The organism is Pseudomonas sp. KH_040 (genome assembly GCF_057839305.1).
Map to the genome: position 1 here is coordinate 5,270,204 of NZ_CM174487.1, position 21,905 is coordinate 5,292,108.

Annotated in this window: 21 protein-coding genes; 9 read left to right on the plus strand and 12 right to left on the minus strand. The window is 60.0% G+C overall.

What is annotated here, in order from left to right:
- Window positions 1–295 precede the first annotated feature (295 nt).
- From AC3IUF_RS23415 to AC3IUF_RS23425, 3 genes are all read left to right on the plus strand, one after another.
- Window positions 296–1,615, plus strand: coding sequence for an MFS transporter (locus AC3IUF_RS23415; protein ID WP_007912608.1), 1,320 nt, complete (start codon window positions 296–298; stop codon window positions 1,613–1,615).
- Between the two features lie 382 nt (window positions 1,616–1,997).
- Window positions 1,998–2,273: a hypothetical protein gene (locus tag AC3IUF_RS23420; RefSeq protein ID WP_489279429.1), complete on the plus strand. Its 276-nt coding sequence runs from the start codon at window positions 1,998–2,000 to the stop codon at window positions 2,271–2,273.
- Between the two features lie 255 nt (window positions 2,274–2,528).
- Entirely contained in the window at window positions 2,529–3,158 is a 630-nt protein-coding gene (locus tag AC3IUF_RS23425; protein ID WP_123376476.1) for a flavin reductase family protein, read from the plus strand.
- Window positions 3,159–3,162: 4 nt separating this feature from the next.
- Here AC3IUF_RS23425 and AC3IUF_RS23430 read toward each other — a convergent pair whose 3' ends face one another.
- Together AC3IUF_RS23430 and AC3IUF_RS23435 are read right to left on the minus strand one after the other, a co-directional pair.
- Window positions 3,163–3,405: a hypothetical protein gene (locus tag AC3IUF_RS23430; protein ID WP_042704945.1), complete on the minus strand. Its 243-nt coding sequence runs from the start codon at window positions 3,403–3,405 to the stop codon at window positions 3,163–3,165.
- A gap of 44 nt (window positions 3,406–3,449) precedes the next feature.
- Window positions 3,450–3,803 (minus strand): putative quinol monooxygenase, encoded by a 354-nt coding sequence (locus AC3IUF_RS23435; protein WP_038366796.1) that lies wholly within the window; start codon window positions 3,801–3,803, stop codon window positions 3,450–3,452.
- Window positions 3,804–4,200: 397 nt separating this feature from the next.
- On the opposite strand from AC3IUF_RS23435, the gene AC3IUF_RS23440 reads away from it, so the two are divergent.
- Window positions 4,201–5,130 carry an AraC family transcriptional regulator gene (locus AC3IUF_RS23440; protein ID WP_007912614.1) on the plus strand — a complete coding sequence of 310 codons (930 nt, stop codon included), beginning with the start codon at window positions 4,201–4,203 and terminating at the stop codon, window positions 5,128–5,130.
- Between the two features lie 293 nt (window positions 5,131–5,423).
- Here the strand turns inward: AC3IUF_RS23440 and AC3IUF_RS23445 are convergent, their stop codons facing one another.
- The 6 genes from AC3IUF_RS23445 to AC3IUF_RS23470 all read right to left on the minus strand — a co-directional run bounded on the left by AC3IUF_RS23445 (window position 5,424) and on the right by AC3IUF_RS23470 (window position 12,810).
- The gene (locus AC3IUF_RS23445) at window positions 5,424–6,479 is read right to left on the minus strand and encodes an ABC transporter ATP-binding protein (RefSeq protein WP_123376478.1); all 1,056 of its coding nucleotides are present in this window, start codon (window positions 6,477–6,479) and stop codon (window positions 5,424–5,426) included.
- Window positions 6,480–6,492: 13 nt separating this feature from the next.
- Window positions 6,493–7,341 (minus strand): ABC transporter permease, encoded by an 849-nt coding sequence (locus AC3IUF_RS23450; RefSeq protein WP_123376479.1) that lies wholly within the window; start codon window positions 7,339–7,341, stop codon window positions 6,493–6,495.
- Window positions 7,338–8,246, minus strand: a complete 909-nt coding sequence (locus AC3IUF_RS23455; protein WP_007912621.1) for an ABC transporter permease — start codon at window positions 8,244–8,246, stop codon at window positions 7,338–7,340. The genes AC3IUF_RS23450 and AC3IUF_RS23455 overlap by 4 nt, the downstream gene beginning before the upstream one ends.
- Window positions 8,247–8,403: 157 nt before the next feature.
- Window positions 8,404–9,507, minus strand: coding sequence for an ABC transporter substrate-binding protein (locus AC3IUF_RS23460; RefSeq protein WP_007912623.1), 1,104 nt, complete (start codon window positions 9,505–9,507; stop codon window positions 8,404–8,406).
- A 217-nt stretch (window positions 9,508–9,724) separates the two neighbouring features.
- On the minus strand, window positions 9,725–11,173 hold the full coding sequence (locus tag AC3IUF_RS23465) for an aldehyde dehydrogenase family protein (RefSeq protein ID WP_176472306.1): 1,449 nt from the start codon (window positions 11,171–11,173) through the stop codon (window positions 9,725–9,727).
- Entirely contained in the window at window positions 11,173–12,810 is a 1,638-nt protein-coding gene (locus tag AC3IUF_RS23470; RefSeq protein ID WP_489279433.1) for a 5-guanidino-2-oxopentanoate decarboxylase, read from the minus strand. The genes AC3IUF_RS23465 and AC3IUF_RS23470 overlap by 1 nt, the downstream gene beginning before the upstream one ends.
- Before the next feature lie 226 nt (window positions 12,811–13,036).
- On the opposite strand from AC3IUF_RS23470, the gene AC3IUF_RS23475 reads away from it, so the two are divergent.
- Complete coding sequence (locus AC3IUF_RS23475; RefSeq protein ID WP_489279434.1) at window positions 13,037–13,918, plus strand: LysR substrate-binding domain-containing protein; 882 nt, start codon at window positions 13,037–13,039, stop codon at window positions 13,916–13,918.
- A 210-nt stretch (window positions 13,919–14,128) separates the two neighbouring features.
- On the opposite strand, the gene AC3IUF_RS23480 is transcribed toward AC3IUF_RS23475, so the two are convergent.
- Together AC3IUF_RS23480 and AC3IUF_RS23485 are read right to left on the minus strand one after the other, a co-directional pair.
- Window positions 14,129–14,743, minus strand: a complete 615-nt coding sequence (locus tag AC3IUF_RS23480) for an NAD(P)-dependent oxidoreductase (protein ID WP_489279436.1) — start codon at window positions 14,741–14,743, stop codon at window positions 14,129–14,131.
- A 46-nt stretch (window positions 14,744–14,789) separates the two neighbouring features.
- Window positions 14,790–15,668 (minus strand): MBL fold metallo-hydrolase, encoded by an 879-nt coding sequence (locus AC3IUF_RS23485; protein WP_095112310.1) that lies wholly within the window; start codon window positions 15,666–15,668, stop codon window positions 14,790–14,792.
- Between the two features lie 114 nt (window positions 15,669–15,782).
- On the opposite strand from AC3IUF_RS23485, the gene AC3IUF_RS23490 reads away from it, so the two are divergent.
- Complete coding sequence (locus tag AC3IUF_RS23490; protein ID WP_489279437.1) at window positions 15,783–16,688, plus strand: LysR family transcriptional regulator; 906 nt, start codon at window positions 15,783–15,785, stop codon at window positions 16,686–16,688.
- A gap of 130 nt (window positions 16,689–16,818) precedes the next feature.
- The gene (locus AC3IUF_RS23495; RefSeq protein ID WP_007912636.1) at window positions 16,819–16,995 is read left to right on the plus strand and encodes a hypothetical protein; all 177 of its coding nucleotides are present in this window, start codon (window positions 16,819–16,821) and stop codon (window positions 16,993–16,995) included.
- Between the two features lie 71 nt (window positions 16,996–17,066).
- Here the strand turns inward: AC3IUF_RS23495 and AC3IUF_RS23500 are convergent, their stop codons facing one another.
- Entirely contained in the window at window positions 17,067–17,951 is an 885-nt protein-coding gene (locus AC3IUF_RS23500) for a helix-turn-helix domain-containing protein (protein ID WP_007912638.1), read from the minus strand.
- 186 nt (window positions 17,952–18,137) lie between these two features.
- On the opposite strand from AC3IUF_RS23500, the gene pobA reads away from it, so the two are divergent.
- Together pobA and AC3IUF_RS23510 are read left to right on the plus strand one after the other, a co-directional pair.
- Window positions 18,138–19,322: a 4-hydroxybenzoate 3-monooxygenase gene (pobA, locus tag AC3IUF_RS23505; protein WP_489281703.1), complete on the plus strand. Its 1,185-nt coding sequence runs from the start codon at window positions 18,138–18,140 to the stop codon at window positions 19,320–19,322.
- Between the two features lie 79 nt (window positions 19,323–19,401).
- Window positions 19,402–20,919 carry an MDR family MFS transporter gene (locus AC3IUF_RS23510; protein ID WP_414917075.1) on the plus strand — a complete coding sequence of 506 codons (1,518 nt, stop codon included), beginning with the start codon at window positions 19,402–19,404 and terminating at the stop codon, window positions 20,917–20,919.
- Between the two features lie 125 nt (window positions 20,920–21,044).
- Here AC3IUF_RS23510 and AC3IUF_RS23515 read toward each other — a convergent pair whose 3' ends face one another.
- Window positions 21,045–21,893, minus strand: coding sequence for a cache domain-containing protein (locus AC3IUF_RS23515; RefSeq protein ID WP_007918922.1), 849 nt, complete (start codon window positions 21,891–21,893; stop codon window positions 21,045–21,047).
- Window positions 21,894–21,905 lie beyond the last annotated feature (12 nt).

Here is a 21,905-nt window from a genome sequence, read left to right on the forward strand (position 1 = left end):
TTCATGCTGTTCGAAACCTGAGTTCGACTCGGTATCTCAGGTCGGTGTAACTCGAACAATCCACTCGGTCAGTCCCCTCTCCCCCTGGGAGAGGGTTAGGGTGAGGGGCTTTTGATCTTCGCCCCAATAAGCGGAAATCCGCTCATCAAACCAAATCCTTCGGCGATATCCCGCTCACCCCAACCCGCTCGGCCCTCTAAACCGGCCCTCCCCCCGTTGGCACACCTCCTGCTATAGCCCTCGCAGGCTGCGTTCCAACGCGCTCCACAAAAACAATTAAACGAAGGATCCTTCAATGGATAACTCCAACGCCCTGCCACTTGGGTCGGCTGCCGTGCCGGCCAAAGAAAGAACCACCGCCAGCCGGATCAAATCGATCTTCAGCGGTTCCGTCGGCAACATGGTCGAGTGGTACGACTGGTATGTGTATGCCGCCTTCTCCCTGTACTTCGCGAAAACCTTTTTCCCTGCCGGTTCCACCACCGCCCAACTGATGAACACCGCTGCGATCTTCGCCGTCGGCTTTCTGATGCGTCCGATCGGTGGCTGGCTGATGGGCATGTACGCCGACAAGGTCGGACGTAAAAAAGCCCTGATGGCCTCGGTCTACCTGATGTGCTTCGGCTCGCTGCTGATCGCCCTCAGCCCGAACTACGAAACCATCGGCATCGGCGCGCCGATCCTGCTGGTGTTCGCGCGACTGCTGCAAGGCCTGTCGGTCGGTGGCGAATACGGCACCTCGGCGACCTATCTCTCGGAGATGGCGACCAAGGAACGTCGCGGCTTCTTCTCCAGCTTCCAGTACGTGACCCTGATCTCCGGCCAGCTCATCGCGCTGGGCGTACTGATCGTGCTGCAGAACGTGCTGACCACTGAACAGCTGTACGCGTGGGGCTGGCGTATTCCGTTCGCCATCGGCGCGCTGTGTGCGGTCGTGGCGCTGTACCTGCGTCGCGGCATGGAAGAAACCGAGTCGTTCACCAAGAAAGAGAAGTCCAAGGAAAGCGCCATGCGCACCTTGATGCGCCACCCCAAAGAGTTGTTGACCGTAGTCGGCCTGACCATGGGCGGCACCCTGGCGTTCTACACCTACACCACCTACATGCAGAAATACCTGGTGAACACGGTCGGCATGAGCATCTCCGACTCGACCACCATTTCTGCCGCCACGCTGTTCCTGTTCATGTGCCTGCAACCGATCATCGGTGGCCTCTCGGACAAGATCGGTCGTCGTCCGATCCTGATCGCTTTCGGCGTGCTGGGGACGATCTTCACCGTGCCGATCCTGATGACCCTGCACACCATTCAAACCTGGTGGGGCGCGTTCTTCCTGATCATGGCGGCGCTGATCATCGTTAGCGGCTACACCTCGATCAACGCGGTGGTCAAAGCTGAATTGTTCCCGACTGAAATCCGCGCCCTGGGCGTCGGCCTACCGTACGCACTGACCGTATCGATCTTCGGCGGCACCGCCGAATACATCGCGCTGTGGTTCAAGAGCATCGGCATGGAAACCGGTTACTACTGGTACGTGACCGCGTGCATCGCAGTGTCGTTGCTGGTGTACATCACCATGAAGGACACCCAGAAACATTCGCGAATCGTGACTGACTGATCGGGTTTTCACAGCCACTGCAACGGTGACTGTGATGGACTCTTCGCGAGCAGGCTCGCTCCCACATTTGGAATGCATTTTTCCTGTGGGAGCGAGCCTGCTCGCGAATGGGGTCACCGCGTTATCCAGACCTGCATGAAAAAATCCTCACACACGCCGCAACGCGATTAATCGCTAATTAATGCTGCCCGCTCATTCTGCAATCACCTGATCGATGACCTGCGCGACGCTCGCTCCGACGACGAAAGCGAATTCAACGCGCCGCCCTTAATATCAAGTTAATCGATTGTTTTTAGCATTATTTTGCGCTTTTTAATCAATTTAGTTGGCGTAGCATTAAACCCATGCAAGACACATCGCCAACGAATCTGGAGTAACCGACATGAAAACCAAACTGATCCTCGCCGTGACCCTGTCCGTACTGGCCGCCAACACTTTCGCTGCCGACGGCTCGGACAAAACCAAATCTGCCGACTTCATCAGCGGCGCCAGCGCGGCCATTGAAACCAGCCACTCGGGTACTTACGCCGCTGACGGTTTTGATAAAACCAACATTGGTAGAGCTGTGGCTGCCGATGGTTTCGACAAGACCAATCTGGGTAAAACAGTTGCTGCTGACGGCTTCGACAAAACCGGCACCGCCGCTGCCATCAGCTAAGTATCAGCAGTCCTCTCACAGCCCGGCCTTGGCCGGGCTTAGTCATTTCTGGGGCATGATAATTTCCTCAAATACACAAATCCCCTGTAGGAGCTGCCGAAGGCTGCGATCTTTTGATCTTGATCTTTAAAAGCAAAATCAAAAGATCGCAGCCTTCGGCAGCTCCTACACGGGGTTTTGCGTCTGGCTGGAAATATGCCGGGCGTCCTTGCACTATGGCTGCATCCGAAACGCAGCCTCAGGAACTCACCCTCCATGCCCGATGACATCCACTTCTACGAACCCGCCAACGGCCACGGTCTGCCCCACGATCCGTTCAACGCCATCGTCGGTCCACGGCCTATCGGCTGGATTTCTTCACAGGATGCCAACGGCCGGTTGAACCTGGCGCCGTACAGTTTCTTCAACGCCTTCAACTACATTCCGCCGATCATCGGTTTTTCCAGCGTCGGGCGCAAAGACAGCCTGAACAACATCGAGCAGACCGGCGAGTTCGTCTGGAACCTCGCCACCCGCCCGCTGGCCGAACAGATGAATCAGAGCTGCGCGATGGTCGCGCCTGAGGTCAACGAGTTTGAGTTGGCGGGATTGACGACCGTCGCGTCAAAGGTGATTTCGGTGCCACGGGTGGCCGAAAGTCCGGTGTCCTTCGAGTGCAAGGTCACGCAGATCATTCAATTGCAGCGCGCTGATGGCGAGACGGTGCCGAGCTGGCTGATCCTCGGCGAAGTGGTCGCCGTGCACATCGCCAAGTGGCTGTTGAAGGATGGCATCTACGACACCGCCGCGGCAGAACCGATTCTGCGCGGCGGCGGGCCGGCGGATTACTTCCAGCTGGGGCCTGAGGCCCTGTTCAAGATGTGGCGTCCGGGCGCCAGCAAGTAACGCGTTACCAGATCAAGTCGGCGTCTTCAGTGACGCCCTTGAGGTTATCCAGCTCATTGATGGCTGCTTCATCGGCAGCAATCGCGCCGGGGAAGACTTGATCATTCAGCAGTTTGTGAAAGCGTGGTGCGCCGCCATCGACCAGGGCCTTGACCGCGATTGCCGCGTGATAGCCCTTGTTGCCGCCCAACTCGACGGGGACGACTGCGGAAACTGCTTCGAAGTGCTCGAACTCTTTACGTGCCATGTCACACATCCCGGCTCAGACAAATTAAGCCGGACATTAAACCCTCAACCGACGAGTTTGTGTACCGGCGCCGGGCATTGGCCGAGGGCTTGCGCCGCCGACACGTCCTTGAAAGTGTGGAAGTCGAGGCTGTTGACCACCAGCTCCTGCACCAGCTCGGCGAAGATTTCCATCGACGGGCTGTTGAAATAGTTGGTCATCATTTGCTGACTGCTCCAGAACCCGGAGACCAGCCACAACTCCGGATCACACTGCGAATGCTGCAAGGCAAAGCTCAGGCAACCGGGGGCGGCGCGGGACGGATCGATCAACGCGCTCAGGCGTACACCGAGTTCCGCCGAACGCCCGGCGCGCGCTCGAACGAAGGCCATATGACTGACGGGAATCTGCTTGGACATGTTCAACCCTCCCAGGGAGTCGCGTGGCAGCCGGGGGACGGGCTGCGACAGGATCAAAGGTTAAGGGCCGAGCGCCAGGCGCCGTTAGTCGATTCCTGCCGCCGCGTTGCACAATCCTGCGAGACTGCATCCAGAAGCTGTAACAACCTGTAAAACGGCGTCACACGGTTGTCATACGCGTTTTGTGTAGGAGCTGCCGAAGGCTGCGATCTTTTGGTTTTGCTTTAAAGATCAACAGATCGCAGCCTTCGGCAGCTCCTACAGGGTTGAATCGCGACAGGCGCGAAAACAGCTCCGGGCAGAATCAGGCAAGCATTTCGCAGGATGTGTCTACCGCTGGCGCTTGCACAAACATATGCTCTGCTCCATTCCACCTCCCCTGCCGAGGATGCCGTGCATGACGTCATTCGATCGTTTTCAAGCCGAACCCAGCGCTGACATGGAAAAACAGCGTGCGGAACTGGCGGCGATCATCCGCCGCAACACCACCGACGATGGCAGCTACGAGACCGCCATCGGCTCGCTGTTCATGTCGCGCCACACAAAATCCCACGACTTTGCCCCGGTGCTCGCGCAACCGGCGCTGTGCATCATGGCGCAGGGGCGCAAAGAGGTGCGCCTGGCCGACGAGTTCTTCAACTACGACCCGCTGAATTATCTGGTGGTGTCGGTTTCGATGCCGCTGAGCGGGCGCGTGGTCAATGTCTCGCCGGAGGAACCGATCCTCGCTGTGCGCCTGGATATCGACCCGACAGAAATCACCGCGCTGATCGCTGACGCCGGCCCCATGGGCGTACCGACTCGGCCGACCGGGCGTGGTTTGTATGTCGAGCAGATCGACAGTTCGATGCTCGATGCCGTGCTGCGTCTGGCACGTTTGCTCGATGCGCCGAAAGACATCGCCATGCTCGCACCGCTGATTCGCCGGGAGATTCTTTATCGCCTGCTGCGCAGTCCGCAGGGGCATCGCTTGTATGAAATCGCGATTGCCAACAGTCAGAGCCATCGCATCAGCCAGGCGATCAAATGGCTTAACGGCAACTTCGAGCAGCCGTTGCGCATTGATGATCTGGCCAAGGAAGTGAACCTCAGCGTCTCGACCTTGCATCACCGTTTCAAGGCGATGACGGCGATGAGCCCGCTGCAGTATCAGAAGCAATTGCGCCTGCAAGAGGCGCGGCGCCTGATGCTGGCCGAGGGGCTGGAGGCTTCGGCGGCGGGGTATCGGGTGGGGTATGAAAGTCCGTCGCAGTTCAGCCGCGAGTACAGCCGGCTGTTTGGTGCGCCGCCGTTAAGGGATTTGGCGCGGTTGCGGCTTTCGGTGTGACCGTTTAGAAGCCCCTCACCCTAGCCCTCCCGAAACGTCGGACCGCCCAAAGGGAGAGGGGACTGAATGGGGAATATTGGAGAGGTTCACCGACCTGAAAGTGCTTTGCCGAATCCATAATCAACTGGATTTTTCAAGTCGATGAATAGCGCTTGCTTTGCCGAATCCATAATCGAATCGATATCTCAGGTCGATGGATAACGCCAGACACCTCGGTTGGCTCCCTCTCCCTCCGGGCGGTCCGACGTTTCGGGAGGGCTGGGGTGAGGGGCGATTCGGAGTCAGAACTCGCTCTACGCCCCCAACACCCGACAAGCCTCCACCGGCAACGTCACCGACACCGGATGGCCAATCCCCAATCCGATTCCCTGACACGGCGTGCTCAACGCCGTAAACGTCACCCCGGAACACTCCACCGTGGTCTCGATGGTCGCGCCGATATCGCGCACAAACGTCACCTTGCCGAGCAATCGATTGCCCGCCGTCGCTTGCGGCGCAGACAGTTGCAGGTCTTCCGGACGAATCAGCATCTTCACTTTCTGCCCCACGACAATGCTGCTGCAGATCGGCACTTGCAGCGCATCACCGCCGGGCAGGCTGACCTTGCCATCACCCAATGCGGTAGCCGGGAAAATATTGCCCGAGCCGATGAAGTCAGCGACAAACTCGTTGGCCGGATGCCGGTAGATTTCGATCGGCGTGCCGACCTGCTGCACCTTGTGCTCGCCCAGCACAACGACGATATCCGCCATGGTCATCGCTTCGCGCTGATCGTGGGTGACCATGATTGTGGTGATGTTCAGGCGCTGTTGCAGTTGGCGGATTTCCACCTGCATCGATTCGCGCAGCTTGGCGTCGAGCGCCGACAGCGGCTCATCGAGCAGGAGGATTTTCGGGTGCGAGGCAATCGCCCGGGCAATCGCCACGCGCTGCCGCTGACCGCCGGAAAGTTTCGCCACCGGGCGATCGATCATCGCCTGCAACTGGATCAGCTCCAGCAACTCGACCACCCGCTTGCGCTGATCAGCCTTGCTGACGCCGCGCAGTTTCAACGGGTAGGCGATGTTCTCGCCGACGGTCATGTGCGGGAACAGCGCCAGCGACTGGAACACCATGCCGAAGTTGCGCAGGTGCGCCGGGGTCTGGCCGATGTCCTCGCCGTCCAGGCGAATCTCGCCGCCAGTGAGGGTTTCCAGCCCGGCGATCATCCGCAACAGGGTGGTTTTGCCGCAGCCGGAAGGGCCGAGGAAACACACCAGTTTGCCTTCCGGCAAATGCAGGTTGACGTCTTGTACCGCGCACGCCGAGCCGTAGAATTTCTCGACGTTTTCCAGAATCAGACCAGTCATGTTGCACCTCAAATCAAAAGGAAACGCCGCCCTCGCCCACCAGCTTCTCCAGCGCCCAGATCAGGACGAAGTCGATCAGCACGATCAGCACGGCAAACGAGAACACGGTAGGGTCAAGCGATGACACGGTGCGGCTGTACATCCAGATCGGCACGGTCATGACGTCGATGGTGTAGAGGAAATAGGTCACGGTGAACTCGTTGAACGAGACGATGAACGCCAGCAGCATGCCCGCCAGAATCCCCGACTTCATCAACGGCACCACCACATCGACAATCGCGCGCAATGGCGAGGCGCCGAGCATCCGCGCCGCTTCCTCGACTTCGTTGCCGATGGAAAGCATCGCCGCCGTGCAGTTTTTCACCACAAATGGCAAGGCCAGAATCACGTGGGCGATCACCAATCGCGAGGTGGTCATGTGGAACGGCAGGCTGTCGAACACCAGCAGCAATGCCAGACCCAACACCACCATCGGAAACACCAGCGGCAGCGACATCAGTTGCAGCGCCACGGCTTTGCCACGGAACTCGCAACGGGTCAGCGCGTAAGCCGCGGGCACGGCGATCAGCGTGGCGAAGATCATCGTCAGGCACGACACCAGCAGACTGGTGGCCATCGCCTGACCGAGGCTCAGCACATCGCTGGCGTCCGGCGAAACGAAGGTGTGCCAGGCCGCTTTGTACCATTGCAGGCTGTAGCTGCTCGGCGGGAAGTCGAGGTTCGACGCACCGCTGAACGACATGACGATCATGGTCAGGATCGGCAACACCGCCAGCAGCAGAATGAAGCCGGAGAGGATGCCGGCGAACTTGCCGGTTTCGCCGGGCAGCAGCGCCATGCGCTTCTTGGTCAGGGCACTCATTGCGAAGCCTCCAGCAGACGCCGACGACGGCCAGTGATGTATTCGGACAAGGTCATGATCGCCAGCGTGGTGACAATCAGTACGACACCGGCAGCGGACGCGGCAGGCCAGTTCATCAGCGGCGCGATCTGGTCATGCACCATCACCGCCAGCATCGGCACGCGACGACCGCCGAGCAGCAACGGCACGACGAAGCTGCTGGCGTTGTAAGCGAACACCAGCGTTGCGCCAGTGATGATCCCGGGCAAACTCATCGGTAACACCACTTGGCGGAACACCTGAAAACGGCTGGCGCCGAGGGTCGCGGCGGCTTCCTCATAAGTGCGGGCGACGCCGCGCATGGCACTGGCGATCGGCAGCACGGCGAGCGGAAACGCGGTTTGCACCAGCCCCATCAATACGCCGTTCTGGTTGTACAGCAACATGATCGGCCGCTTGATCAGGCCGAGCCCCATCAGCGCCTGATTGAGCATGCCGGCCGGGCCGAGAATCACCAGCCAGCCATAGCTTTGCAGCAGCAGATTGACCAGCAACGGCAGCAGTACCGCCGCGAGGAAAATCCGTCGCAGAAACGGCGAGGTCAGCCGCGACATGGTGTACGCCACCGGGATCGCCAACACCACGGCAATCACCGCGCTGATCAACGCCAGACGCAAGGTCAGCAACAAGGATTTCAGGTAGTACGGTTCGAGCAACTGGGCGTAACTGGCCAGGCTGAAACCGCTCCACTCCGCGCCTTTGGTGCCGACGCTCATGCGCAGCACCAGCAGGCTGGCGGCGATCAGCACGCCGAGAAACAGCATCGACGGCGTGAGGAAAAGCCACGCCCGCGCAGTCGGTGAAACAGCGCGCGTCGGGCGCACGTCAGCGGCGCCGACCGCTTGGGTCAGGGATTGATGTTCCATAGCAATGATCTCGTCAATGGAAAGCCAAACAACACATCCCTGTAGGAGCTGCCGAAGGCTGCGATCTTTTGATCTTGCTGTTGATCCTCATCTGCTCAGAGAAGATCAAAGGCAAAAGATCGCAGCCTTCGGCAGCTCCTACAGTGGGAGTTCGGCGTCAGGAAGAAAAAATTTCCGTATAGCGACGAATCCATTGGTCATGCACGGTGGCCAGGAAGGCGTTGTCGTGCATGATCGCCTTCTCGGCAATCTGCTCCGGCGTGAGGATGAACGGGCTCTTGCGCGCTTCGGCGGAGATGATCGCCTTGGCGTTGACCGGGCCGTTGAAGATGTCTTCGGCCATCTTGCCCTGCACCAGCGGGTCGAGGGAGTGATCGATAAACGCGTAAGCCAGATCGGTGTCGCCCGGACGATTCTTCGGCATCACCGAAAGCATCAGGTCGGTGTAAAAACCTTCCTTCATGCCGAAGGTAGCACCGAGGCCGTAGTTCGGATCGCGGATCTGCTTGGGGAAAAATGCCGGCGCATAGAGGCCGCCCATGTCCAGCGATCCGGTGCGGAACAGTTCGGCGATCTGGTTCGGGTTTTCACCCAAAGTCACCACGCGATCCTTGAGTTCGGCGAGCTTCTTGAAACCTGGTTCGATGTTGTGTTCGTCACCGCCGGCCAGTTTCGCGGCGATGATGATCAGGTCCATCGCTTCGGTCCAGTTCGGCGGCGGCAGGAAAATGTTCGGCGCCAGATCGGCATCCCACAACGCGGCGTAACTGCTTGGCGCGTCTTTTTGTGTGCGGGTGCTGTAGACCAGACTGTTGCACCACAACAGATAACCGATGCCGTGGCCATTGGCGCCGGTGCGGTATTGTTCCGGGACGTCGACCAGGTTGGGAATGCGGTTTAAATCAGGTTTTTCCAGCAGCCCGGCGGCGGCCAGACCCTCGGCACCGACACCGGCCAGGGTGATGATGTCGTACTGCGGACGGTCACCGCCGGCCTTGAGTTTGGCGACCATTTCCGAGGTGCTGCCAGTGCGGTCGGCGATGACCTTGGCACCGGTCTTGGCTTCGAACGTGGCGGCGATGTTACGCAGTGCGGCGAGGCCGGTGTCATCCGACCAGGTCAGCAAACGCAGGGTCTTGCCGGCAAAACGCGTATCGCTGGCGCTCGCCCGGATGAAGGGCATGCTCAGGGCGGCCGCCGCCACCGAGGCGACGCCGACGGTTTTAATGAATTGACGCCTGTTCAGATCGTGCTCGCCCATGACGGACTCCCTTTGTTCTTTTAAGTATGAGGTTGGTCGCAACCGTTGCATCCGCGCGGCCGGATCCGCGCCAAGCCCCGTTTTACAAGGGCTTTAGCGCTGCCGACGGGTTCATCCTGAGGTCGTGCAAAACACCTGACTATCGATAAAAACTCATTGAAGCCATGACGCCGACGCATGCCTCGTTGCGAGGCATGCGCTGACCTTTTTCGGGCGTTCAGAGCGCCCGGATCACGTGTTTGATTTCCTGAAAAGCGGCCAGGCCCCATGGCCCCAACTCGCGGCCGATACTGCTCTGCTTGTAACCGCCCCACGCCGTTTGCGGGAAGATCACTTGCGGTGCGTTGAGCCACACCAGCCCCGCCTGCAGGGCGTTGGCGACCCGCTCGGCGGTCTCGGCGTTACGCGTCACCACACTGGCGACCAGGCCGAATTGGCTGTCGTTGGCCAAGGCAATTGCCTCGGCTTCGCTGCTGAAACGGCGCACGCACAGCACCGGGCCAAAAATCTCTTCGCACCACAGCGCACTGTCGAGGGGCACGTCGGTGAACACGGTTGGCTGCAAAAAATAGCCACGCGGCAAATCTGCCGGACGATTGCCGCCGCAAAGCAGCTTCGCGCCAGCACTGAGACCGCGGTCGATGTGACCAAGCACACGCTGGTATTGCGCCTGATTGACCAGTGCGCCCATCTCCACGTCCGGGTCGAACGGGTCGGCGACGCGAATTGCTTGCGCACGCTTGTGCAAACGTTCGAGGAATTCGTCTGCCAGCTCATCGGCGACCAATACGCGGCTGGTGGCCGAGCACATCTGTCCGGCATTGAAGAAACCGCCACCGCAAGCCAGCTCGACCGCCAGTTCCAGATCAGCATCTTCGAGCACCAGCAGCGAAGATTTGCCGCCCAGCTCCAGACTCACGCCCTTCACTGTTTCAGCGGCGCGCTGCATCACCTGGACACCGACGGCGTTGCTACCGGTGAAGGAAATCTTGGCGATGCGCGGATCCGCCGACAGTGGTGCACCGACCGCCAGACCAGTACCGCAAACGACGTTGAACACGCCTGTGGGCAGGCCGGCTTCGGCGATGATCGCCGCCAGCTCCAGCTCTGGCAGCGGCGTGACTTCCGATGGCTTCAGCACCACGCAGCACCCGGCGGCCAGCGCCGGGGCGAGTTTCCACGCGGTGGTGACCATCGGGAAATTCCACGGCACGATCAGCCCGACCACACCGCACGGCTCGCGGCGCAGGCGGGCGCTGAAATCATCGCTGGGCAGCGGCACGTTGCTGTCCTGTCTGGCGTCGAGGCCTTCGGCGAGTTCGGCGTAGTACTCGAACGTGGCGATCACGTCATCGACGTCGATGGCCGCTTCGAACTGCGGTTTACCGTTGTTGCTCGACTGCAGGTTCATCAAGTGATCGCGACCGTTGCGCACGCCATTGGCGATGTTGCGCAGGATTGCGCCGCGCTCGGCACCGCTGGTTTGTGACCAATCCTTGAACGCGGCAGTGGCAGCGGCGACCGCTTGCTCGACCGCGTGCTCGTCACCGCCATTGACCGTGGTCAGCAACGCCTCGGTGGCCGGGTTGATCACGCGCAGATGTTCGCGGCCGGCCGACCATTGACCGTTGATGTAGAGGCCATCGAGTGTGGTTGGAAAACTGATCATTGGGCCACCGCCTGCATCCACTGGTGCTGGTCGATTTCGATCACGGTCGGGCCTTGGCGATCGGTCGCCGCACGTAGCGCACTGCGCAGTTGTTCCACCGAGCTGATCGCTTCGGCAGCGCAACCGAGGGCCTTGGCCACGCCGATAAAGTCCGGGGTGTAGATATCGACGCCGACCGGTTCGATGGCGCGGTTGACCATGTATTTCTTGATCTCTTCGTAGCCCTGGTTATTCCACAACAGGACAATCACCGGCGTGCGCGCTTCGACGGCGCTGGCCAGTTCCGGCAGGGTGAATTGCAAACCGCCATCGCCGATCAGGCACACCACCGGTGGCCGTGCACCTTTGTCGAGTTGGCCACCGAGCCATGCGCCAATCGCGGCCGGCAACGCATAGCCGAGGGTGCCGTAACCGGTCGACGAGTTGAACCAGCGGCGCGGACGCTCCGGATTGAACGTGAGGTTGCCGGTGTACACCGGTTGCGTGGAGTCGCCGACGAACACCGCGTCGGGCAATTCATGCAGCACGGTTTCGAGGAAGCGGGTTTGCGCCAGGGTCGGGGCATCCCAGGTTGCGGCGAGATCTTCACGCAGACGCGCGGCGCGCACCTGGCCCCAATCGTTGCGGCGCTCAGCCAGCGCTTTTTGCGACAAGGCGCTGAGCAGCGCCTGCGCGGCATTGCGTGAATCGGCAACCAATGCCACGTGTGGCGGATAGTGACGCACGGTCTGGTCGGCATCGATATCAATGCGCAGCAGTTTGCCGGGAATCTCGAAACCACCGGCGAAGGTCACGTCGTAATCGGTTTCGGCCAGTTCGGTGCCGATCGCCAGCACCACATCGGCGTCGGCGACCAGCGCGCGGGTGGCGACCAGGCTTTGCGTCGAACCGATCAGCAGCGGATGCGTCGACGGCAACATGCCCTTGGCATTGATGGTCAGCGCCACCGGTGCATCGAGCAGTTCGGCCAGTTCGGTGAGTTCGGCAGCGGCATCAATCGCACCGCCACCGGCGAGGATCAAGGGACGCTGAGCGCCGGCGAGCAACTCGCTCATACGGCTCACAGCGGCGGGCGCGGCGCCGGCGCGATCGATGTTGACCGGAACGCTGGCGAGCAAGTCATCGGCGTCTTCTACCAGCACGTCCAGCGGGATTTCGATGTGCACCGGACGCGGACGGCCGGCCTGGAACAAGGCGAATGCGCGAGCGAGCACGCCCGGCAACTCCGACGCCGACATCAGCGTGTGGGAGAACGCTGCGACGCCAGCGACCAGTGCGCTCTGGTTCGGCAACTCATGCAGCTTGCCGCGCCCACCGCCCAACTGGTTGCGGCTCTGCACGCTGGAGATCACCAGCATCGGGATCGAATCGGCGTAAGCCTGGCCCATGGCGGTGGTGATGTTGGTCATGCCCGGGCCGGTGATGATGAAGCACACCCCCGGTTTACCGCTGGTGCGCGCATAACCGTCGGCCATGAAACCGGCGCCCTGCTCATGCCGTGGGGTGACGTGGTTGATGCTCGAACGGGCCAGCCCGCGATACAGCTCCACGGTGTGCACGCCGGGAATGCCGAACACCTGCTCGACCCCGTAATCTTCGAGTAACTTGACCAGTACTTCGCCACACGTCGCCATGTCATTGCCCTTTTGTCAGCTAAAAACACAGGGCCTTTCTGTAGGAGTGAGCCTGCTCGCGATAGCGTCTTCACATTCAACACTGCGGTGACTGACTCACCGCTATCGCGAGCAGGCTCACTCCTACAGAGGGCCCTTCATGGGCTCATTGAACGGTCGGCAGGTAGCGGCAACAATCGATTAAAAGTCATACTAGCCATGTCCTCACGTCATACCTTGGATCCACATGAAACGACTGCCCCCCCTGCCCGCCCTGCATACGTTTCTGATCACCGCGCAGTGCTGCAACTTCACCCGGGCCGCCGAGCAGTTGCACATCACCCAGGGCGCGGTGAGCCGGCAGATCGCCGGACTGGAAGATCATCTGGGGTATGAATTGTTCATCCGCCTGGCCCGAGGGCTGGAGCTGACGGCTGAAGGAAGGGAATGGTTGCCGCGAGTGGAGAAGGTTTTCGGTCTGATCACTGAGGCCACCGAGCAGATCGGTCTCAAGCGCGAAACCCTGCAACTCAAGGCCCCCAGTTGTGTGATGCGCTGGCTGGTGCCACGCCTGCTGCAATGGCAAAAGGAACGCCCGGATGTGCCGGTCAAACTGACCACCACCCTGGCCCATGGCGTGGACTTTCAGCGCGAGCAATTTGACGCGGCGGTGATCTATGGAACGCCGCCGGACAACTCCTCGACGGCCCTGCACCTGTTCGATGAGCAACTGACCCCGGTCTGTTCACCGGCACTGTTGAAAGGCCCGCCAACGTTGTTCGAGCCGGCGGATCTGCAACAGCACTTGTTGCTGCATCCGACTTCCGACACTCAGGACTGGAAGGTCTGGCTGACAGCGGCCGAGTTGCAATTGAACAACGTGAACCTGGGCCAACATTTCGAAACGCTGGATCAGGCGATGTCGATGGCGTCGCATGGGACGGGGGTGGCGATCGGGGATTGGTCGTTGATTGGTGATGACTTGCGCGCGGGACGGCTGGTGATGCCGTTTGCGTTGAAGGTGAAGACGGGGCTGGCGTATTACGTGGTGGTGCCTGCGGGAACCGAGCCTTCGCCGCAGTTGGAGGAATTGATGATCTGGCTGGTTGAGCAGGCTCATTTGCGGTGAGGCTATTTCCCCTCACCTTAACCCTCCCGAAACGTCGGACCGCCCAGAGGGAGAGGGGACTGATTAGGGGATGCTCTAGAAATACGCCGACGTGAAATTACTGCGTTGAATCCATAATCGACTCGATCACTCAGGTCGATGTACAACGCCAGACACCTCACCCCAGCCCTCTCCCTCGGGAGAGGGCTGGGGTGAGGGGCAAGGATTCACTCAGTACCCGACAGTAAACCGCTGACGCGAATGCTTCGGCGTTTCCACCTCGTCGATCAGCGCAATCGCATAATCAGCAAAAGTGATCCAGCTACGCCCCTCGGCGCTCACCAGCAAGTGATCCTGGCCGACGCGGAAACTCCCCGTGCGCTCACCTTCAACAAACTCCGCCGACGGCGACAGAAAGGTCCAGTGCAGATCTTTCTCCTGACGCAACGCCTCAAGAAACGCCGCACCGGCACTGGCTTCAGCTTTGTACTCCGCCGGGAAACCCGCACTGTCGATCACCCGAGTGTCGTCCGGCAGCAACAACGAACCAGCACCGCCGACCACCAGCAAGCGCTGCACGCCCGCCTGTTTCACCGGCCCGACAATCGCCGCCGCCGGCACGGTGGCGAAATGCGCGGCGGTGATCACCACATCATGACCGGCCACCGCGTCTTGCAGCGCTGCGGCATCCAGCACATCGACATTCTTGCTGACCACACCGGCACGGGCGCCGATCTTCGAGGTGTCGCGGGCGATAGCGGTCACGCTATGGCCACGACGCAGGGCTTCTTCCAGCAATTGGCTACCGGCGCGGCCGGTGGCACCAATGATTGCGATCTTGCTCATGACATTCTCCAGTTGGCTTGAGAGTGCTGCGTTTTTCAGAATCGGCTTACCACTGCATTTCGCCCTTGGCGACTTTCGCGCTCAGCTCCAGCGAGCTTTCCTCACCCAGTTTCGGGTAGCGTTTTTTCATCGCCTTGATCAGTGCGGTGGAGTCTTTGGCCTTGGCGGTTTCCGCGTCGAACGCCTTAATGTAGTCGGCGGTGAATTTCACGCTGGCCAGCGAACGGCTGCTGTTGCCGAGGTAATGGCCTGGCACCACGGTGTTCGGCTTGAGGGTTTCGATCGCGTGCAATGTTTCCAGCCAATCGGCGTGGGATTGCGCGCTCTGGGTATCGGCCATCCATACGTGAATGTTCTCGGCAACGACGACGCCACCGACCACGGCCTTGAGCGACGGAATCCACACAAAGCTGCGATCCGGCTGTTTGCCCTCAAGGCCGACCACCTGCAACTTCTGCCCTTCGAGCATCAGGCTGTCGCCCTTGAGCACGCCCGGCACGATGGTTTTCGCCGGAACGTCGGCGCCCATTTTCGGCCCCCAGAAGGCCAGTTTGCCGGCGACGGTTTGGTTGATGTGATCAACCGTCGGCTGCGAGGCCACTACCTTGGCTTCCGGGAATGCTTGAGTCAGGGTATCGAGGCCGAAGTAGTAATCCGGGTCACCGTGGCTGATGTAGATAGTGGTCAGGTGTTTGCCACTGGCGCGGATCTTTTCCACGACCTGTTCAGCCTGGGATTTGCCGAATTGCGCATCGACAAGGATCGCGTCTTTCTCGCCGCTGACCAGTACCGAGGTCACCGGAAAAATCGCGCTGGTTCCCGGGTTGTAGACGTCGAGGGTCAGGTTGGCTGCGGCGGCATGCGCGGCGAAACCCAGGGAAGCGGTGGCGAGCAGAACGCGTTTGAGTGTGGTGAAGCCGATCATCTGTTGCTCCGGTGTCCGAATGCCGTGTTTGGCGATGGAACAGAGCTTAGTTGCCTGACTCAGTACAAAAAATGCGATGCTTGAACATAGTTTGTTTCTGAAAGCGGGCAAATCATGGATCGTCTCCAAGCAATGCGGGTGTTTGTCACCGTGGTGGATCTGGGCAGCCAGTCGGCCGCAGCCGATCATCTGGACCTGTCGCGGCCGGTGGTTTCACGTTATCTGGCGGAGCTTGAGGACTGGGTCGGCGCACGCCTGATGCACCGCACCACGCGCAAGTTGAGCCTGACCGCTGCCGGCAGTGAAATTCTGCCGCGTTGCCGACAGATGATCGAACTGTCGACCGACATGCAGGCCGCCGTCAGCGAACCCCACGACGCACCGCGCGGGCTGCTAAGGATCAGCGTCAGTACTTCGTTCGGCCAGGCCCAACTGGCGGATGCAATGGCGGCGTACGTGAAACGCTATCCCGGTGTGAGCATCGACCTGCAAATGCTCGATCGCACGGTGAATCTGGTGGATGAGCGCATCGATCTGGCGATTCGTACCAGTAACGATCTCGACCCCAACCTGATCGCCCGGCGCCTGACCGTTTGTCGTTCGGTGGTCTGCGCCGCGCCGGCGTATCTGCAAGAACAGCCGGCGCCTCTGCGGGTCGAGGAACTGAGTCGACACAACTGCCTGACGCACTCGTATTTCGGCAAAAGCCTGTGGCACTTCGAGGAGGATGGCGAACCGGTTTCGGTGCCGGTGCAGGGCAATATCAGCGCCAACGAAGCCAGTACGTTATTGCGCGCAACATTGGCTGGCGCGGGGGTGGCGATGCTGCCGACCTATCAGGCCGGGGTGCATATTCACAGCGGTGAACTGGTGCGACTGCTGCCCCATGCGGAGCCGCGACAGATGAGCATCTACGCTGTATATGCCTCGCGCAAACACATGCCGGCGGCGCTGCGCAGCATGCTGGATTTTCTGGTGCTCAGATTTCCCGAAAACCCCGAATGGGATATCGGCCTGTAAACCCGATCCACTGTGGCTATCGATATGCTGAATGGCCAGTTACAAGCTCAAGCGCACTCGCTGGCAACTCCCCACCGCTGACCTATGCTGAAAGTAATACCGCAGGGTATGTCGTTCAGAGGTCTACGCCATGAACATCAAAACAAGAAGGTACGTCGCGATTTTCATCACCTGCGCCGCCACGCTGGCGCTGTACGGCACCGCTGCCTGGCGGGTCGAACAGCTGCGACAGTTGCCGCGCGAGTACGCGAGCTGCAACTTCGAGCGCTGTATTCCGCACAATGCCACGCTGAACGCATTGCGCTGAGCCTGAGGTTGACTCATTACCTGTGGGAGCTGGCTTGCCAGCTCCCACAGGTTTTTGCGGCGTTTATGAGATTAATGCTCGGCCTTCAGGCTGTCGCGGAAAGCCTTTGGCGATATCCCCACCCGCCGCCGAAACAGCCGCGTGAAGTTGGTCGGATCGGAAAAACCCAACAACTCCGACATCTCGTAAATCGTCATGCTGGTGTAGGTCAGCAAGCGCTTGGCCTCCAGCAACTGCCGTTCATGCATGATCTGCAAGGCCGGTTGCCCCGCCAGTTCTCGACACGTGCCATTGAGGTGCGACACCGAAATCCCCAGGCGATGCGCCAGGTCCTCGACCTTCACGTGCTGGCGGTAAGTCTCCTCCACCAACTGTATGAAGCCATTGAGGTATTCGCGCTGACGTTGCGGCCGCTGACTGGCTTTGTGCCGCACGATTGCCTGACGGCTGACCCAGACCATGATCACGCTGACCAGCGAATGCATGAGCATTTCCCGCGCCGGTTGGTGGCCGTTGTACTCGGCCTGCAGCGCCGAGAACAGACTGTTGAGGTAATCGCCGTCGTGGCCGGCCGGATAGTGTTCTGCGCTGGCCAGCGCATGTACCGAATCGCCCAGTTGCGCCTGCAAGTGGTTGATCAGCGGTGTGGCGAGGGTAACGATGAACCCTTCGACGTCTTCGGAAAAACGAAAGCCGTGCACCGACAGCGGTGGCAGCACTTGAATGGCCGGGGTGTGGAGTTGCGTGCGTTGCCCTTCGATCTCAAGCTCTGCCTGACCTTTGAAGACGAAGAGTAATTGGCACAAATCAGCATGGCGGTGGGGTTTGATTTCCCACTCATGTTCGCGACTGCGGGAGGAAATGGTTTCACAGTGCAGCAAGTCAGGGGTCGGCCAGTCCAGGCTTTCACCGTAGAGCTTGAACACTGGAATCGAAGGCAGCTCAGGCTTGTTCATCACTTCAATCCAGGCCTCGGGGTTGTGGGCGATAATCGCACCGATTGGCAGAATGTACAGGTATCGGCTCAGTTTTCACCTTCAATTGACAGACCCGCAAGGGAAAAATGCAAGCACTCGATCCATAAAAATCATTCACCGGTCTTGGCCGCGTGAAGCTTGCGAGTCATAAAAACAATGAAAATGCTGAAAACCCAAGTCGCCATTATTGGCGCCGGTCCGTCCGGTTTACTCCTCGGCCAGTTGTTGCACAACGCTGGCATCGACACCCTTATCCTCGAACGCCAGACGCCCGATTATGTCCTCGGGCGCATCCGCGCCGGTGTGCTCGAACAGGGCATGGTAGAGCTGTTGCGTCAGGCTGGCGTGAGTCGGCGGATGGACGCCGAAGGACTGGTGCATGGCGGTTTCGATCTGGCGCTGGACGGGCGTCAGGTGCACATCGATCTGCACGCGTTGACCGGCGGCAAGACGGTGATGATCTACGGCCAGACCGAAGTCACCCGCGACCTGATGGCCGCTCGTCGGGACGCTGGCGCGCCGACGATTTACCAGGCGCGCGATGTCGTTCCTCACGGCATGAAAAGCGATGAAGCTTTTGTCACCTTTGAAAAGGACGGTGAAATCTTTCGCGTCGATTGCGATTACATCGCCGGTTGCGACGGTTTCCACGGCGTCGCGCGGCAGTCGATTCCGGCCGATAGTCTGAAAGTCTTCGAGCGGGTTTATCCGTTTGGCTGGCTGGGGATTCTGGCTGACACGCCGCCGGTGCATGACGAGTTGGTCTACGCCCGCCACGAACGCGGCTTTGCCTTGTGCAGCATGCGTTCGGCAACGCGCACTCGTTATTACCTGCAAGTACCGGCGGATGAAAACGTCGATGACTGGAGCGATCAGCGCTTTTGGGATGAATTGAAAAATCGTCTGCCAGTAGAGCTTGCCGAGAAACTGGTTACCGGCCCTTCGATCGAAAAAAGCATCGCGCCTCTGCGCAGTTTTGTCGTGGAGCCGATGCAATACGGGCGGATGTTTCTGGTCGGTGACGCCGCGCACATCGTCCCGCCCACTGGCGCCAAGGGTTTGAATCTGGCGGCGAGTGACGTCAGCACGCTGTTCAATATTCTGCTGAAGGTTTACCGCGACGGGCGCACCGATCTGCTCGAGAAGTACTCGGAAATCTGCCTGCGCCGCGTCTGGAAAGCGGAACGCTTTTCCTGGTGGATGACCTCGATGCTGCACCGTTTCGATGATCACGACGCTTTCAGCCAGCGCATCAGCGCCTCGGAACTGGACTACTTTGTCAGTTCAGAAGCGGGGCGAAAAACCATTGCAGAAAATTACGTCGGACTTCCGTACGAGGCTATCGAATAGCCTGCTACCGACTTACACTGGCGAGCATCCCCGCTCGCCTGACGATCTGCGGGACTCTCACTGCCCGCAGGTTTTGCCCGTGACCAATCTCAATCACCCCGAAACGCCCAAACCGGCCATTCGCAGCGTGCTGGTCGCGCTGATGATGGCGATCTTTCTCGGTGCGCTGGACCAGACCATCGTCGCCGTGTCGATGCCGGCCATCTCTGCTCAGTTCAAGGATGTCAGCCTGCTCGCCTGGGTGATTTCCGGGTACATGGTCGCGATGACGGTGGCGGTGCCGATCTACGGCAAGCTCGGGGACTTGTACGGACGGCGCAAACTGATGCTGTTCGGCATGGGCCTGTTCACCCTCGCCTCTCTGTTTTGTGGCATGGCGCAGAGCATGGAGCAACTGGTGCTGGCGCGAATCCTTCAGGGCATCGGCGCCGGCGGGATGATCTCGGTGAGTCAGGCGATCATCGGCGACATCGTGCCGCCGCGTGAGCGTGGGCGTTATCAGGGTTACTTCAGCAGCATGTACGCAGTGGCCAGTGTCGCCGGCCCGGTACTCGGTGGTTACATGACCGAGTACCTGTCATGGCGCTGGGTATTTCTGATCAACCTGCCGCTGGGCCTCGGTGCCTGGTGGGTGGCGCGGCGCAACTTGCGCGGACTGCCGATTCCCCAGCGCAAACCAATCATCGACTACCTCGGCACCGTGCTGATGATCATCGGCCTCACTGCCCTGCTGCTGGGCATTACTCAGGTTGGTCAGGGTCATTCGTGGCGCAGCGGTGAAGTGCTTGGCCTGTTCGCTTGTGCGGTGGTGGTGTTGGCGGTGTTTGTCTGGCATGAGCGTCGGACCAAGGAACCGTTGCTGCCGATGCACCTGTTCGCCAACCGCAACGCCCTGCTGTGCTGGTGCACGATTTTCTTTACCAGTTTCCAGGCGATTTCGCTCATCGTGCTGATGCCGCTGCGCTTTCAGAGCGTCACCGGTGCCGGGGCTGACAGCGCCGCTTTGCACTTGTTGCCGTTGGCAATGGGGTTGCCGATTGGTGCATTTTTCGCTGGCCGGCGCACGTCGATCACCGGGCGATACAAACCACAGATTCTGAGCGGCGCTCTGCTGATGCCGATCGCGATTCTCGGCATGGCGTTCAGCCCACCGGAGGCGACGCTGCTCAGCGCACTGTTCATGTTGCTCTGTGGTATTTCCAGCGGCATGCAGTTCCCGACCTCGTTGGTCGGTACACAAAATTCGGTGGAACAACGCGACATCGGCGTAGCCACCAGCACCACCAACCTGTTTCGCTCTCTCGGCGGCGCAGTGGGCGTGGCGTTGATGTCGGCACTGTTGCTGGCGTTGCTGCAGGATTCGAATTTCGCCCATCTGGCGAGCAGTTCGCTGATGAGCGAAGGGCATTCGGGCAACGTTCTGCTGGATGGTTTGAACGCCGCGCCGGGGGATGCGCAGAACGCCTTGCGGGCGGAATTGCTGCTGACGTTCCGGCATTTGTTGTGGGTGAGTGCGGCGGTGTCGTTGCTGGGGTTGGCAGCGGCGATTGCGATGCCGAACAACCTGCTGCGCGGGCGCGAGCATGGCGCCAAATAATTCAAACAACGCAGACCCCTTGTAGGAGTGAGCCTGCTCGCGATGCGGTATGTCAGTCGACATCATCGTTAAATGACACACCGCATCGCGAGCAGGCTCACTCCTACAGGAAGCCGGTGTTTCACTCAGGGGCTGTAGTAACCTACGGCGACAAGGAAATGCCCGGCCTTCTTCAGGTAGGCATGCTTGTCCTCGACCTTGCCGGTCACCGGGTTTTTCCAGCGGTATTCATATTCACCCTCATCCTGCTTGCCGATCAGCGCCAGAATCGGCTCGCCCACCGGTTTGCCTTCCGGGTCCTTGACCTTGCCGAAGTCGGTATTGATCAAGCGCAGATTGGTGCCATGGGCAACATATCGCTGGGTGTTCAGGTCGACGACGAAGACATACAGGTCATCCTGCAAATAGCCGCCCTTGAGCGAGTTGATCGCGCTCAGCGTGCCCTTCTCGTCTTTGCCCAGATCAGTCGCCGCTTTGTCGAGCAATGCCTTGGCCTGCTCCGGTGACGCTCGCGGCAAGTAGTAACCGACCGCCAGAATTCGCTGACCAATGCGCTGGTAATACACATGCTTGCGCTCGACCTTGCCGTCCGACCAGTTCTGCCAACGGTATTCGGCCTGCTGAATGCCATTACCTTCCGGCACTTTCAACGCGTCCTTGAAGGTTTTCTGCAAATCCGGGCCGAGTACTTCGCTGACGTCCCGACCGATCAACGCCGACGAAGGTCCGCCACTGGCAAGCATCACGCCCTTGGTATCGACCACGAATACATAGCGATCCTTATCGACAAACTCGCCCTGACGGCTGAACGCGGCGAACGCCTTGTCGCCGTTGTCGTGGTAATAGGCCAGGGCTTTTTCCAGCAAGGCGATGGCGGCCTGACTGTCATCCTTGGCGGTCGTGGCGGCGCTGGCCTGGCCGAAACCGGCCAGTAACATCACGCCGAGCCAGGCCACTTTATGCAAAAACCCCATAGCGCATCCCTC